Origin of the sequence: Parapedobacter sp. SGR-10 (assembly GCF_011030405.1) — a bacterium.
Taxonomy (GTDB): domain Bacteria; phylum Bacteroidota; class Bacteroidia; order Sphingobacteriales; family Sphingobacteriaceae; genus Sphingobacterium.
This window is the reverse complement of the sequence record NZ_JAAJTJ010000028.1, coordinates 39597-55029: the sequence shown is the minus strand read 5'-3', so window position 1 is coordinate 55029 and position 15433 is coordinate 39597. Positions and strand designations below refer to the sequence as shown.

Below are 15433 nucleotides of genomic sequence, written 5' to 3'. Positions count from 1 at the left end.
TCTTTTCATATGTAAATAATTATTTCATGAGCTCGCTACGCTCGGTTATTTTAATTCGTGTTTGTGCTTTGGCAATCATGGACATTTCATATTAAATCTTTTTTTACAATAACTAAGGTTATGGTAGTAAATCAAAAATAATATTTTTTATTCAATTTTCAATAAAAATTAATTTAATTAAATATTTTTTAACATTAAATTTTAATAAAATTAACATAATGGAGGATGTTTTCCCACATACGTTATTTGTCCTGCTTATAGGAATGACTGTTTTCAATGTGCTGGACAACATGGTAGCTCATTATGTTCTGGGAGAATATGTCGATAGAGAGGAGGCATGGGGAGGTATTGTTCAATCGTTGATTTTTGGCGGTATTTGGGGTACATACCTGTACCGATCTGAACGTGTCAAGGGAACGTTTACCGTGCCGTACGCATATAAAGAAGATGGAAATATGTCGCGTGATTGGATAGAAAAGGGTAATATGGAGGAGTAGAGACGCGATTGATCTCATCTCTACTTTGTGAGTGCCTACAGCTTGCTCTCTTTCTTTATGTTACGCTTCTTAACCGCGGGCTTTGTCTGTTGTTTGGTTTCGTATTGGCGCTCAAGATACTTGATGATCTCTCCTGCGATATCCTTGTTTGTCGCGAGTTCGATTCCTTCCAGTCCTGGAGAGGAATTCACTTCCAGAATCAAAGGCCCACGTGCAGAAGGAAGCATATCCACACCCGCTACGGTCAGTCCCATTGCGCGGGCAGCTGCTATAGCGGTTTCTTTTTCTTTACGGGTCAATTTGACGATTTCGGCTGTACCTCCGCGATGTAGGTTTGAGCGGAACTCACCTTCTTTGGCTGTTCTTTTCATCGCTCCGACGACTTTGCCGTCCACGACAAAAGCCCGGATATCTGTGCCTTTGGCCTCTTTGATGTATTCCTGGATGAGGATATTATTACCTAAGCCATAAAATGCTTCTATGACGGAGGACGCTGCCTTTTTGGTTTCGGCCAATACCACGCCTATTCCCTGTGTTCCTTCCAGCAGTTTGATGACGAGCGGTGCTCCACCGACCATATTGATCAGGTCGTCCACATCCGATGCCGTACGTGCGAAACCGGTAATCGGTAGCCCTAATCCTGCTCCAGAGAGAATCTGCATACAGCGTAGTTTGTCGCGAGAGCGGGTGATAGCCTGGCTGGGATTGGCAGATATGACATCCATGACCTCAAATTGGCGAACGATTGCTGAGCCGTAGAATGTGACCGAAGCCCCAATCCGTGGAATGATGGCGTCAATGTCAGCGATGTCCTCTCCCTTGTAATGTATGCTGGGTTTTCCCTGTTGGATGCCTACATAACATTTGCTGTGATCGATGACCACACATTCGTGCCCTCGCTGTACAGCTGCATCTACTAGTCTACGGGTCGAATAGAGGCGCTTATTCGTGGATAAAACGGCAATTTTCACAAAAATTTGATTTAATTATCTTTGATAACAATGAATGAGAGTGAATAGTTTGTTTATAAGGTATTCTTACCTAGATTTTTTTGTGATACATCCACCAAAAATTTACCGTTGATAAAATTCCTCCCCAAAAGCATGGGGTAGGACATGGATGAGCGGTCACGCAGTGAAAGCTTAATATCATATAGCCTGTCAAACAGTCGGATTTTGGTGATGAAGATGTATCGGGTTTCTGTTTGTCCAAAGGAACTTTTTACCACACGTTCCCGATGGATGGGAAAAGTAAGTGTCATCATTTCGGCATCTTCTAAGTGAGGGCAGATATGGCAGGATATAAAGTGATGTCCATCTTTTTCAAAAACTTCGAAGTCTTCGCAATGCAGTACGGAAGTGTCAGCACCTGTATCGGTCTTGGCGGTAATATTGTACATGCCCAATTCAGGCAAATCCACTACTTCCGTCCGACCAATAATAGGCTTGTTGTTCATTGATTCTTTATTCGTAAATAAAAGTGCCGTATGGCGATTGAATGGTCACCTGTTTTCTGTCACTGGCTTCCACATGCCCGATGATTTGGGCCGGGATACCAAATGACTTGGAGATAGCCATGATATCTTCAGCTATTTCGGGAGAAACATACAGTTCCATACGATGCCCCATGTTGAATACCTTGTACATTTCTTGCCAATCTGTATTGGATTCCCGTTGGATCAGTTCAAATAGGGGAGGGACAGGAAACAAATTGTCTTTGACCACATGTACATTGTCGATGAAGTGGAGTACCTTGGTTTGTGCGCCACCCGAACAGTGTACCATACCATCTATCTGTGTGCGGTATTTGTCCAATATTTGTTTGATAACCGGAGCATAGGTGCGGGTAGGGGACAATACCAGTTTGCCTGCGGTTATTTCTTCTCCTGTTTCGACTTTGATTTTGTCCGTTAGGGCTTTGCCTCCTGCAAATACCAGCTCGTAAGGTACTGCGGGATCATAGCTTTCGGGATATTTTTCGGCTATGTATTTGCTGAATACATCGTGGCGTGCAGATGTCAATCCATTGGAACCCATGCCACCGTTATATTCTTTTTCGTAGGTAGCTTGTCCGTAAGATGCCAGCCCGACAATGACGTTTCCGGGCTTGATGTGGTGGTTGGAAATGACTTCTTTACGTTTCATACGACAGGTCACGGTACTATCTACGATGATCGTTCGTACAAGGTCACCTACGTCTGCTGTCTCCCCTCCGGTGGAATAGATGCCGATGCCCAGTTCGCGGAGCTCAGCCAGAATTTTTTCGGTGCCATTGATGATTTCGGCAATGACTTCGCCAGGGATGAGATTTTTGTTACGTCCGATGGTAGAGGACAGCAGGATGTTGTCTATGGCTCCTACACAGAGCAGGTCATCGATGTTCATGATGATGGCGTCCTGTGCTATGCCTTTCCATACAGAGATGTCACCTGTCTCTTTCCAATATATATAGGCCAGAGAGGATTTGGTGCCGGCTCCATCGGCATGCATGATATTGCACCAAGCCTCATCGCCACCCAAAATATCGGGGATGATCTTGCAGAAAGCTTTGGGATATAAGCCCTTGTCAATATTCTTTATGGCGTTGTGTACATCCTCTTTCCCAGCGGAGACACCTCTTTGGTTGTATTTCAAGTCTGACATCTTGCCACAAAAATAATCAAACCGAATGATTATAGCGAAAGTTTTTTCTCGGATCCGTAGCTTTTTGTTCCGTCATACGGAATATATTTCTACATTGTTTTGAGGAAAGTTTTGGCAGCTATTATAGATAGGTTGCTTATTGCTAAAGTCCTGAAAGATTTCAAAAGCTGTTAGATATTATGGAATAGTACTGTTATTTTTTTCTCGTTATTTTCTCTGGGTTTTGCCGTGTGTCAAAAATATCGACGATTTCAACCCTATTTTTATCGTTGTTTATCCAGTAAACAATTTTGTAATTTGTACTTACAATATGTCTGAAATTCTGAGGTCTTTCTTTTAACAGTTGTTCGATCGGCCCGATTTCAGGAAAACTGCTTAGACAATTTGCTTTTTCTACAACTTGTTTGGCAATCTGTTTCGCTATTTTCAGACTTACTTTTTCTTTGTGATAATCAAAGATGTTTTTTAGTTCTTTTTTTGCAAAATCAGTCCAATATATTATTAATCCCATTTTTCAATTTCTGCAATCAAGTCACTTGAGGTTATTAATCTTTCGTTTTTTGAATCTTCCATGGACTTGTCGATTCGTTCATTGAATTCTGCAATAGTCATGGGTTGGAAGCTGTTTTTTTGTGACTTGCCAGAATGTAATAGCTTTTCCAAACGAGTTAATAGTTCCTCATTTTGAAGTTTTAAAAACTCTTGTACAAATTCTATTTTTCTTGATTGAATATCCATAACGTTTTTATTTCGTTACTCAAACTTACATAAATTCATTTTTATATGCAATATAATTGCGACCGTATATAAAATGGATTTATGTAATTCTCCTCTGCCTTTGAAGGCTCTTTTTATAGAGGAAATATACAAAAATTCTAATATACCACTACTTTCCATTCTTCCAATAACCTTTCAAAGCTATATTGTGCATTGGCTGGGCTAGTGCTGGGCAGGGTTTGGAATAGGATCTCCGGAGTTCTTTCGAAATGTCTGTCAAACAGATGGGCGGCTTTTTGACCGTTGAAAAATACACGTTGTATAGTTGGATATTCGACCAACAGTTGAAGAATACCGTTGGGAGACACTTCTTTGATATCTACATCCATGCTACCTTTTCGGGTTGCACTGCCACAGACATCCCACAGGGCGATATGGTTTTTGAGAAGCAGATCTTTCCTGTTTTGGTAATCGATGGAGAAAGGTTCGTCAAACAGATGGAAAAGGATTTTCCAAAACCTGTTTTGGGGATGCGCATAGTATTGGTGCGCAGCAATGGAAAGATCGCCCGGAAGTGATCCTAGAATGAGTATACAGGGGCTTTGTGGAAGAATAGGGGAAAAGGATTGCTTTAGCATGATCTATAGCCTTGTTAAATGTTTAATCCCTGTTGCTCTTCCATCTCAAATACACTATCGATTTTCCAATTGGCTTTGTCTTTGGAAGCAGCTACAGCTAGCTGGTCACAGCGTTCGTTCAGTGGATGTCCGGCATGTCCTTTGACCCATACTAGTCTGATGTCGTGCAGTTTGTAGGACTGCATGAGTCGGAGCCAAAGGTCTTTGTTCTTTTTTCCTTTAAACCCCTTCTGCATCCATCCGTACACCCATTTTTTGTCAATGGCGTCGATAATATACTTTGAATCTGAGTAGACAGTAACTCGCTGTTTGCTGTTTTTGAGGGCTTCAAGCCCAACAATGACGGCCATCAGCTCCATACGGTTATTTGTCGTCTTGCGGTACCCACCTGAAAACTCTTTTTCGATTAGCTTGCCTTTGAATTCGGGATTACTACCTTGATATATGGTACGGAGAATGGTGCCGTAACCTCCCGGACCGGGATTGCCACTGGAAGCTCCGTCTGTATAAAGTTCTATCATCGAAACAAAAATACGTTTATCTGTGAGGATCGCAAATGGCAATGTTTAATCAATAATATTTTCTTTATTTAGGAATAGAATGGTGTGTATAAGTGAAAAAGTCTAGAAAAGTATGGCTTTTGTTCACGCTAAACGGACTTTTCTTTGCTATCAGATTTTGTATAATATCAGATTTATAGTGGCTGTTGGCTACTTCGATTGCTGAAAACAGTCTTGCTTTGGCACAATTTCTACAATCAGCCTGTCCGTTGTAAGCGGTGCCCATCCATTCCCATCCTGTTTTTAATCTTGCGGATATGGCTTCGTAAATAGAACTGTCGCCTTGGTTTTTTGCTATTTCTGCGGCCAATGTCAATCCGCACATGGAGTATTGGGGGTGATGGCAGTCCCTTGAACAGAACTCTAGTATTTCTCCATCCGGCTGGATAATATGTGGCAATAGCTCAAGGATGATTCTTTTTCCATCTTCATAGACATTTTTGCTTCCGAGATAAACTCCGATGGCCATCTTCGCATATCCGGCAGATACTCCCCAGTTATTGCGTCTACGGTTATTATTTATAGATTTAACCATAGCATTGATGTAATTGTCTTTTAGGTTTTGTACAAATTTGTTAAAAACAGCCCTGTCGGCAGATAACCAATCCGCTGATTTTCCATTCACTTTGTAATGCCTTATAATTTCGGCCGCCGCAACAAAACTAGGGGCTACCCAAGCTGCTTCCAGTTGGCTCTGTTGTTTTGATGTGCCTTCCACCGGTTCATATTTTTGAAAATTGGAAGCCCAGCCGTTCAAGATTTCTATAGCCTTTGCCGCGTCTTCGGTTTTGCCAGTTCTCGCCCACTTTAAGGCATAAGCATAGGCGAGGATGGCATCCCTTCGGATATGTGCCTCTGTGGGGGTACTGCCAGAGCCTTTGGCCATTACGATTTCGGGAAATTCTCTTTGTATCGGATTATTTTCTATAAAATCGAGAACTTGTTGGTAAGCTTTTATGCGGTCTGTCTTTCCGGCATCCACTTCTTTTTGTATGGCATCCAGCATCGAGGTATTTCCGATGATACCAGGGTGTACAAAACGTGGTTTTTCTGCATTTGATTTGCTGCTTGTCTGTGCTTGGACAAGGATGGGTGTGACAGCGACGATGGCAATCATAATTGCCTTTTTATATAACATCATAATTTCGTGTATATATTACTTTTTCTGAAAGACGTTGCTTGCAAATTCGTATATTGCTATCACTACTTCCTCAAATTTGTCGGAACTGGATTTAGCAGAAAAGGAATGTGTGTAGTTGGGATATATCTTTGCTTCGGCTATGCCACCTGCTTTTTTTACGGCTTCGACCAAGTTTACTGATTGTTGATAGGGTATGGTAGGATCTGCTGTACCATGAAATGTAATGACTGCCGGAATATTTTTCTTGGGGATATTATAGTATGCGGATATTTCCTGCAATTTTTCTTTCGTGGTATGGTCTCTTAAATAAGAATTGCTTTTGCCCGGAAAGCTCCCTCTATTCTCATCCGTAAAATCGTATATCCCGTTGATGCCTATAAATAGCTTGGCACCATTTTTCATGGCCGCGAGTGATGCTAGAGGAGCACCTGCCGAACCTCCTGCATATCCGATGCGCGTCAGATCCAGGTTCCATTCCTTTGCATGTTGTTTGACAAACTCAAGAGCTTCGTTCAGCTCCTGCATCCCTTGATCGAAATGCCCTCCCTGATTTCTTAAGGTGTATGAAATCCTCACTCCGGCGATACCTCTTGTGGCCAGGTACTTAGACTGGTTGATATAACCCGATAGATTGCCTCCTGCCCATCCACCTCCATGTACGTAAATAATAAATGGGAAGGGACCTTTTCCTTCTTTGGGAATATCGACTTCCATTTTCAGCTGACGGGTTCCGTAATCTTTAAAAACATAGCTTTCGGTAGTACAGGCTTCATAATCCTGTGATTTGATCTTATTAGGCACATATTTATAGCGTATGCACAGATCGGGAAGTGCGGACAAGTCAACAAGCTTGGATAGTTCTCGGTAGCGTTCTAATGTACAACTATCTTCCATTTGCTTTATTTTCATGCCGTAGCGGTTTTTTTGGGCAAAAATAAAAACCGGAAAGCTCAACAGTAATATGAGGATGATATTGCTTTTTTTCATAATGGTAATTTTGTATTAATTGTCTACTAATATAGTTTCTAATCGTGGCCTTTTTGTTGATAACCCTATGTTGACTAAAAAGGGCCCGATTTATTGATCATTTTTGTATTTTTAGATTCCCCAGGCATTTCTACCAAATGCAGATAGTCCACATTCTTTTTAGAACGGTTGGGCTTTAGGTATTTTGGTACAGTATCACCTGTTTCTTCCTGCCATTGATGCAGGACTTTCAAGGCTATTGGTCAATGATGGATTTTCATATTGGACAGCCTGTGGTCCAAATGGAATATTATTTTTTTTCCTTGTAAGCCTTATCTAACATAACCTGTTCGCCATGCCATATTTTACGTGATGACCAATCTATATTATTGCCTTGCCACAGCTGATTATCAGGCGGCAGACCTAGGATCAAAAAAGCATTAAGACATAAGTATAAGCTACCTGTAGAAATGTAACCTTCTCCCAATTGAGGCTGATAGCCCGAAAAACCAATTTTTAACCATGAATTTTCGTCAAAGGTGTTAGGCATTTCTACTTGCCTCTTTACCACATTGTATAAGGCATATCTTACTTGTTCGGGTGATACTTTTTGTGGAAGGGCTTGCATGAGAGCGATTTGAGATAAGAGGTGGAATGCGCCAAAACGATAGGTGATAGACCTCCCGACAGCCGGATAGGTTGCTTCTGGAGAAATTAACATTTCCTGTATAGCGGCATATCTTTGTGCTCTGGCTAAGGCTATCTTGAAGAGATCCGTTTGTTGTTTTATTCCTGCTTCTCCCATTGTTTTTAAAACATCCAAGAGCATAGGATGGATGACATAGCTGTTGTAGTAGTCAAAATGGAAATCAGGGCCATCTCCATACACACCATCCCCTTTATACCATAAAAAATGCTGTTTAATGGCATAATCTAACCTCATTTCATCACATTGCCCTTCAAATTTCAATAAAGCTGCTTCCACCATCGCACTAAACAATAGCCAATTGTTGTACGGTGGTTTTATAGCACGGGTTGCCTTTAATGCGGTCAATACATTGCTTTTTGTCTTATCGTCCAAAGGTTCCCATAACTGTTTAGGAGCTCTAAGTAATCCTGCCGAAAAAAATGCTGCGTCTACCAAAGTCTGGGGATTGGTTCCGAAATCAAGATAGTCTGGAGAATTAATATCCGTAGCGTTTTGTATGCTTTTTATAGCTAAATCTATATATACCCTTCGTTGTTTTCCTTCTTCGGTATCATCTACCCCCAATGCAAGCCATGGAGCAATACCGGATAATGTGCGGCCAAAGGCTTCTAAATAACTGGTTTTTGCTTTAAGTGCTGATTTATGTTCCACAGGCATCATTTTTTTTAATTCATTCCTACTTAAATGATAGAGTACGGGATGGGCAATTTTGGTTAAGGTCTCAACCATGTATTTCCTTTGTTCTTTTGGACTTACTGTGGAAATGTCTGCTGCCTGAACCGTCCGAAACAGTACAGCAAAAGCTATTATTATTACTAAACTTAACTTATTCATATCATTACGTTATCAACTCCTAATTTTTATACTGTTATGTGGTGTTAAAAATTAACCCCCTTTTCCAATTTATCTTTTTTCAATAGCGCCTCCAGAAAATAATAATCGGCATACACCAATGGTTGATCCACTTCGGAGTTGAAAGGTTTGGCCCCGGTACTGTGCAACAGCAAAAAACCTTTGTTGCTGTGCAATGGTGCTCTGTATGATCTGGTCAAGTTTTCCAGAATGGTATCGGCCCATTTTTTGTATTTCTGTGCATTTTCCTTATCCAAATCACACAAGCTATATAAAGCAGAAGCTGTGCATGTAGCTGCAGATACATCTTTGGGCTCATTTGGAATTTCAGGTGCATCATAATCCCAGTAGGGGATAAGGTCGTTCGGCAGATTGGCATGTGAAAAAATATATGTCGCGATCTTCTGTGCCTGTACCAAGTATTCTTGTTTTCCGGTTTCACGATAACAAAGCATATATCCATACAGTCCCCAAGCTTGTCCGCGAGCCCAAGCTGATTCTTTGCTGTAGCCCTGATGCGTATATTTATTGCGTACTTCTCCGGTTTTAGGATCGTAATCAACTACATGATAGGAACTGTAGTCTGGTCGAAAATGATTCTTCAGCGTAGTATTTGCATGGGTGATGGCTATATTGGAAAATGTGGAGTCTCCCGTCTCTTTAGTTGCCCAGAAGAGCAATTCCAGATTCAACATATTGTCTATAATGACTGGAAATTTCCAATTGTATCTGTTGCCAAAATCCCATGAACGAATACTACCGACTACCGGGTTGAATCGTTTGATCAATGTCTTTGCTGATTTGAGCAGCACGTCTCTGTATACGGTATCTCCTGTGAGGCGATAAGCATTTCCATAGCTACAGTACATTTTGAACCCCATGTCGTGTGTCGTGGCGTTATACTTTTCACGCTCCAAGGCTATGGTCCGCCTGTGTGCAAGGTTTTTCCATTGCTCGCTTCTGGTATATTCATACATATACCACAATTCTCCAGGAAAAAAGCCGCTGCACCAATCTTTTGAAGGTACCATGATCAAACTCCCATCTGGTTCCAAAGAACGGGGACTGACCAATTCGCTCCAACCTTTTTCTGATCTGGCGTGAATACTGGAATCAGATTCATTGGCAATGGCGAGGGTTATTTCTTCCAGGGCATACGTCAATTGCTTGGCGGCAAATTCAAAATTATCTTTTACGATATTTGTGTCGTCTTTTTTAAAAGCAAATGCTATGAAACTCAAAGCTAGTGCCATTATAATCTTTTTCGTCATATTGCCCCTTGCTTTTAACGGATTATTGAACATTGTTTTGTGTTTTTATATCGCTATCGTTTATTTCGGGAGTCTTGATATAAATATCTTTAATATTGCTTAAGTTATTTCCCATGATGACCACATTTTTAGCTGTTCCTTCGAAAGCACAAAAAGGGACACGGCTGCCTGTGGGATTAGAATTAAGTATAGATACTTTATCTGCGTTCCTGAAACGAATATACGATTTTGCTCCGTTTTTTGTGTAAAATTAAAATGGCACCGGATTATTAATCAATTTAGTTTTTCTGGATGTTCCGGGCATTTCTACCAAATGCAAATAATGAAGAATCTCAAAAGCCGCCATGTTGAGCGAAGTCGAACCGACCGCAGGGAGCTCATCGAAAATAAATATCTCATTTCAGTAGCATACTGATTATTAAGAGACCCTTCGACTCCGCTCAAGGTGACGTTTATTAACACAGGATATTTTTAGAACGCGTGGACTTCAGGTATTTTGGCACAGTGAATCACCTGTATCCTCCTGCCACTGAGGCGAGACTTTCAGAGCAAGTTCTCTATTTTCGCCCTTTTGGTCTTTTACCTGCCCTGTTGCCTGTCTGGACTGAGCATAGGCTAATTCACCCAAAAAGAATATATTGATACCAATCAATAGTAAAGACAACCTAAATGTCCGAGACATAGGCCTCAGCCTGAAATAGGTAATGATATTCGTCATTGTATTTAAGTTTAGTTTCTCAATAATTTAGTAGTCTAAAGTAGACCTCACGTTTATAATGTCAAAATAAGTAAATAGAGCATCATCATAATTATCAAAACGAGCACAGATGTTCGTTTTATTTTCATACTTCTATACTCACTCCGTTTCACTGGTGCTAAGATAGATGCACTACGAAAACAAAAAACATGATTAGCGTTCAGAAAATACATGAATGCCGTACAAAACAATAGAAAAAGGAGCGTATACGAGATTACTTTTGGGGATTCAGGACTCTCGTCCCGATTGTTTACCATATTCCTTAGGTGTATAGCCAAACTGGTCTTTAAAACATTTTCTAAAATAATTCACATCCGAAAACCCCGCCATATAAGCTATTTCATTAACATTATATCTGGCTTGTTCAAGTAGTTGGGCTGCTCGTTTTAATCGAACGGTACGTACAAAGTCATTGACTGTCTGTCCAGTCAAGGCTTTGATCTTTTTATATAAGGTACCCCTTGACATGGAGACGCTCTTACCCAGATCCTCAACAGTGAGTTCGGGATTATCAATATTCTCTTCTATAAACTGCATAAGGTTATGCAGAAATTTATCATCCGTTGATGTTATGGTTATATTCTGTGGCTGTAATCGCACCTCCCTCTGGAATACATCCCTAAGCTTCTGCCGAGAATCCAACAGGTTCCAAACTCTTATACTGAGCATATTGATAGAGAATGGCTTGGTGATATAATCGTCCGCTCCGGTTTCAAATCCTTCCATCTTAAAAACCGTTGAACTCCTTGCTGTTAGCAACACCACCGGAATATGGCTGGTATTGACATCTGTCTTTAACTGACTGCATAAACTGATACCATCCATGACAGGCATCATCACATCACTGATGATGATATCGGGAATAGCCCGCTGTGCTTCTACCAATCCCTGTTCTCCGTTCACTGCGGTAATAATGTCAAATTCTTCTTCAAAACTGGAAAAAATAAGCCCCCGAACATCCGGATTATCCTCTACAATAAGCATCAAAGGTCTTTCCTTCTCCATTCGTTTCCGTATTTCCTGCTTACGCCGCTCCACGGGATGCTTTGCAAGTAAAGCATCTTCCTGATATGTAGAGATATTATCTTCATCTAAAAACAAATCACGAGTCTCAGCTTCCGACAAGTGTTCTTTTCCCAACGGCAAGAGTACGGTAAAAACAGTGTACCCCGGAGTTTCACCCGTTGCCTCGGTACTTTTAACTTCAATTTTGCCATGATGCAAATCCACTAATTCTTTTGAAAATGCCAGTCCTAAACCCGTGCCTTCTGCATTCAGGCCTTTTTGATTATAATACCTGAACTGTTCAAATATTTTATCGATATGCTCAGCTGCTATGCCACACCCATTGTCTTCTACGGTTATAGACGCATAATCTCTGCCGTCACGCAAAACCTTATCGATTCGAATAAATACAGACCCCTCATAAGGTGTGAATTTCATGCAATTAGACAACAGATTATAAAAAACTTTTTCCAACTTGTCCTGATCAAACCACAAATATAATTCCGGCAACTCCGAATGAAATTTCAAGGTAATTCCCTTACTATCTGCCAGTCCTTTAAATGCTAAAAAAAGCTCTTTTAAAAATGGAACAATATCTCCCTCTGAAGTGTTAAGCTGATCATTTCCAGAGTCAAATCTTCTAAAATCCAGTAATTGATTGATCAGTTTTAATAGCCTTTCCCCATTGCGGTACATCAACCGCAATTGATTATTGATCCCATGATTGCCTTCACTCATATCCAGAAGACGCTCAATTGGTGCAAGAATCATGGTCAATGGTGTTTTTATCTCATGGGATATATTGGTGAAAAAGGACATTTTCTTTTGGGCCAGTTGCTGGTCCATTCTGTGGTTGATACTTTCAAGTTCGAGCTAATGTCTAAGCTTTTCGGTTTTAATAGAGTAGCTATAGAAAAGATATAACAGCCCCAAGAATACCGATATATAGATAGTATATGCCCACCACGTTTTCCAAAATGGTGGCAACACTTTAATCGCTATACTTTTTTCTTGCTCATTCCAAACGCCGTCGTTGTTAGCCACCTTTATTTTAAGGATATAGCTTCCTTCCGGCAAGTTGGTATAACTGATGGTACGCTGATTCCCGGCATAATACCACTCATCTTCCTTATCAAAACCTACTAATTTATAGGCATATTGATTATTGGAAGAATTGATGTAGTTTAGCGCCGCCACCTTAAACGTGATCGCATTCTGATCGTATTTTAAGGTCAGTTGTTTTGTCTCGTCAATAGGAGATGCCAAAGGACTGTTTTCGACACCTACCCGAACGGATTTATTGTCGATTAAGAAATCGGTAACGACAACCGGAGGAAGATAGGCGTTTCTGACGATTTTTTCAGGATAAAACGTAGTCAGACCATTCACCCCACCAAACATCAACTCCCCTCGTTCTGATTTCAGTACAGCCCCTCGCATAAACCGGTTACTGGACAAACCATTATTAGAGGTATAATTGTCAACACTTAGATTTTGATCGGAAAAGTGCCCATGCTGTCCGGTATAGCTAATTTTAGACAATCCGTTTTGGGTACTTACCCATATATTTCCCGAATCATCTTCTACAATCGCTTCTACCATATTGTCGACCAAGCCGGTCTCTTGTGTGATAAAATGCTTTTCATTATTTCGAGGGTTAAACAAAGCGACCCCCTTATGTGTACCTACCCAAAATCGTTTTTTAGAATCGATGAACAGTGATAAAACCGTATAGTTATCAAATTCGCGGTACCGAAGCAACTTTTTATTTTTTTTATCATAACAGTATAGACTCCCATCTGTACCCATCCAGATATGTTCATCGGTGGCATACAAAGACTGAATACTTATACCCGCCGTACTTCCCAAAGTTTCTATCTTCCCGTCTGCATCGATCATCCATACACCAAACTTATGTGTACCAACCCAAAGGTTACCATTTTCTTCTGCCAACAAGGCATTAATTGTTCTGCTGTCACCGGAAGTCCCTATAGGTAAATAATCAATTGTTCCATCGGTATCGTCAAATATACCCAATCCTTCCAACGTACCCAGATATAGCTCCCCCTTACTTCCCTTGGCCATTGTCATAATATGGCTGATCTGTCTACCATTTTTATCTATTGGAAAAAAACACCTGCTGATTCCTTTTTTTCGGTCAATGTAGTTCAGACCCCCTCCATCTGTAGCAACCCATAGCGCCCCGTTATTTTCTTCGAGCACACTATTCACAATAGATTGACTTAGTCCTACTTTATTACCTATTCTTTCTCCAATGTTTTCAAAATTACTGAACCTTGGATAGTAAATGTTAAGGCCGCCCGCATAAGTTCCCATCCATATATTACCCGACCGATCCCGCAAAAAGTTCCAGATAGAATTTTGGCTTAAACTCGTCAGGTCGCTGCTATCATGTTGATAATTCGTAAACGTCTCTGTACGTTTGTGAAATATACTCAGCCCCATACGTGTCCCAAACCAAATGTCTTCGTTATCATATACCAAAATATCCTTAATAACATTTGATGGCAGACCCGTATCCAGATTAACTACATTCCGGAAATTATGAAAGGTACCTTGTCGTTTCTTATACCAGAAAAAACCATCTCCTTCTGTAGAGAACCAAATATCTCCTCGTTTATCTTCTCTGATAGATGATATGGTAAGCGCACGATCATCCTGTTCTTTTCTGATGGCATCAGGCAGGGGAACAATCTTTAGTGTAGACGGATCGAGACACCTTATTCCATTAGTAAAGCCTATCCATATTCTTCCCTCTTGATCCTGCATCAATGCCCTCGCTAACCCATTTCTGAGATCGTCATTTTCTATATGTAATACCTCCAATTTGCCTGAAGACTTGCGTCTGACGCGCTTTAAGCCATCGTAAGAGGCTACCCAAGCATACTGTTGCTTATCAATTAACACTGCCGAAACAGTTTTGCTCTGCGAAATATCTATATAAGTAAATTTTTCTGTAACAGGATCAAAGACATTTAACCCATTAGATGTTCCAACCCAAAGCATTCCGGTGGAGTCCTGCGTAATGGATCGAATAAGATTATGGCTGAGACTATTATGATCCCCTTCTTTATGACTATAGCTGACAAACTCGTACCCATCATATCGTGTAAGCCCCTCTCGATTTCCAATCCATATAAAACCTTTTTTGTCCTGAAAAATTGCACCTATTGGACTTTGTGACAGCCCTTCCTTATAGGATATATGGTTAAACTTTAAGGGATAATTTTGGGCGACAGAGTTCAGCCCCATTACGACAAGGCAACCCAAGAATAATATATGCAAAATTTTGGAAAGGATCATCTTATGGACTGCTTTTCATATCGTTTACATGGTTAAAGCCTAACGGTGGCTTTAAAATTAGTTATTAAAACAGAAAAATACAATGATTTTGTAAAATAGGGAAAGAGAATGGTATAGAAAGCTGAATGATGAAACACAGCCATCTGTTCGCTTATTTATGAAAAATGATTATACAAACCATTTAATTATACAAGATAAAGCCGTCGTGTATTATGGTTTAAGGATAAAATAAGTTATTTACTCTTTGGTAAACTTACGATAGGTAAGACACACGCGGCACGCGTGTGGTATATTTGTACGAGCGTATGCGTGCCGCGTGTGCTTTGAATTGGACGTTGTGTATTTACGGAAAAA

General features: G+C 40.5%; 15 protein-coding genes. 1 reads left to right on the top strand and 14 read right to left on the bottom strand.

Annotated elements, in window-relative coordinates; translation table 11 throughout:
• Nucleotides 1-218: 218 nt before the first annotated feature.
• Nucleotides 219-497 carry a DUF2569 family protein gene (locus G5B00_RS15635; RefSeq protein WP_163877579.1) on the top strand — a complete coding sequence of 93 codons (279 nt, stop codon included), beginning with the start codon at nucleotides 219-221 and terminating at the stop codon, nucleotides 495-497.
• Nucleotides 498-532: 35 nt separating this feature from the next.
• Here the strand turns inward: G5B00_RS15635 and rimK are convergent, their stop codons facing one another.
• The 14 genes from rimK to G5B00_RS15565 all read right to left on the bottom strand — a co-directional run bounded on the left by rimK (nucleotide 533) and on the right by G5B00_RS15565 (nucleotide 15061).
• Complete coding sequence (gene rimK / locus G5B00_RS15630) at nucleotides 533-1468, bottom strand: 30S ribosomal protein S6--L-glutamate ligase (protein WP_163877575.1); 936 nt, start codon at nucleotides 1466-1468, stop codon at nucleotides 533-535.
• Nucleotides 1469-1521: 53 nt separating this feature from the next.
• Entirely contained in the window at nucleotides 1522-1953 is a 432-nt protein-coding gene (locus G5B00_RS15625) for an ATP-dependent zinc protease (protein WP_163877572.1), read from the bottom strand.
• A gap of 7 nt (nucleotides 1954-1960) precedes the next feature.
• A complete protein-coding gene (locus G5B00_RS15620) occupies nucleotides 1961-3139 on the bottom strand; it encodes an AIR synthase related protein (RefSeq protein ID WP_163877569.1) in 1179 nt (392 codons plus the stop codon).
• Nucleotides 3140-3332: 193 nt separating this feature from the next.
• On the bottom strand, nucleotides 3333-3650 hold the full coding sequence (locus G5B00_RS15615; RefSeq protein WP_163877566.1) for a type II toxin-antitoxin system RelE/ParE family toxin: 318 nt from the start codon (nucleotides 3648-3650) through the stop codon (nucleotides 3333-3335).
• Nucleotides 3641-3877 (bottom strand): hypothetical protein, encoded by a 237-nt coding sequence (locus G5B00_RS15610; protein ID WP_163877563.1) that lies wholly within the window; start codon nucleotides 3875-3877, stop codon nucleotides 3641-3643. Before G5B00_RS15610 ends, G5B00_RS15615 begins: the two co-directional genes overlap by 10 nt.
• Nucleotides 3878-4014: 137 nt before the next feature.
• Entirely contained in the window at nucleotides 4015-4494 is a 480-nt protein-coding gene (locus G5B00_RS15605) for a DNA-deoxyinosine glycosylase (protein WP_163877559.1), read from the bottom strand.
• Nucleotides 4495-4508: 14 nt separating this feature from the next.
• Nucleotides 4509-5015 carry a ribonuclease HI gene (rnhA, locus tag G5B00_RS15600; RefSeq protein ID WP_163877556.1) on the bottom strand — a complete coding sequence of 169 codons (507 nt, stop codon included), beginning with the start codon at nucleotides 5013-5015 and terminating at the stop codon, nucleotides 4509-4511.
• Between the two features lie 64 nt (nucleotides 5016-5079).
• Nucleotides 5080-6195 carry an alginate lyase family protein gene (locus tag G5B00_RS15595; RefSeq protein ID WP_163877553.1) on the bottom strand — a complete coding sequence of 372 codons (1116 nt, stop codon included), beginning with the start codon at nucleotides 6193-6195 and terminating at the stop codon, nucleotides 5080-5082.
• Between the two features lie 15 nt (nucleotides 6196-6210).
• Entirely contained in the window at nucleotides 6211-7182 is a 972-nt protein-coding gene (locus G5B00_RS15590; protein ID WP_163877550.1) for an alpha/beta hydrolase, read from the bottom strand.
• Between the two features lie 289 nt (nucleotides 7183-7471).
• Complete coding sequence (locus G5B00_RS15585; RefSeq protein WP_163877546.1) at nucleotides 7472-8704, bottom strand: DUF2264 domain-containing protein; 1233 nt, start codon at nucleotides 8702-8704, stop codon at nucleotides 7472-7474.
• A 44-nt stretch (nucleotides 8705-8748) separates the two neighbouring features.
• Complete coding sequence (locus G5B00_RS15580; RefSeq protein ID WP_163877543.1) at nucleotides 8749-9993, bottom strand: glycoside hydrolase family 88 protein; 1245 nt, start codon at nucleotides 9991-9993, stop codon at nucleotides 8749-8751.
• 487 nt (nucleotides 9994-10480) lie between these two features.
• A complete protein-coding gene (locus G5B00_RS15575) occupies nucleotides 10481-10711 on the bottom strand; it encodes a hypothetical protein (protein ID WP_163877540.1) in 231 nt (76 codons plus the stop codon).
• A gap of 267 nt (nucleotides 10712-10978) precedes the next feature.
• Nucleotides 10979-12601 carry an ATP-binding protein gene (locus G5B00_RS15570; protein ID WP_163877537.1) on the bottom strand — a complete coding sequence of 541 codons (1623 nt, stop codon included), beginning with the start codon at nucleotides 12599-12601 and terminating at the stop codon, nucleotides 10979-10981.
• 27 nt (nucleotides 12602-12628) lie between these two features.
• Complete coding sequence (locus G5B00_RS15565; RefSeq protein ID WP_163877534.1) at nucleotides 12629-15061, bottom strand: two-component regulator propeller domain-containing protein; 2433 nt, start codon at nucleotides 15059-15061, stop codon at nucleotides 12629-12631.
• Nucleotides 15062-15433: the final 372 nt, after the last annotated feature.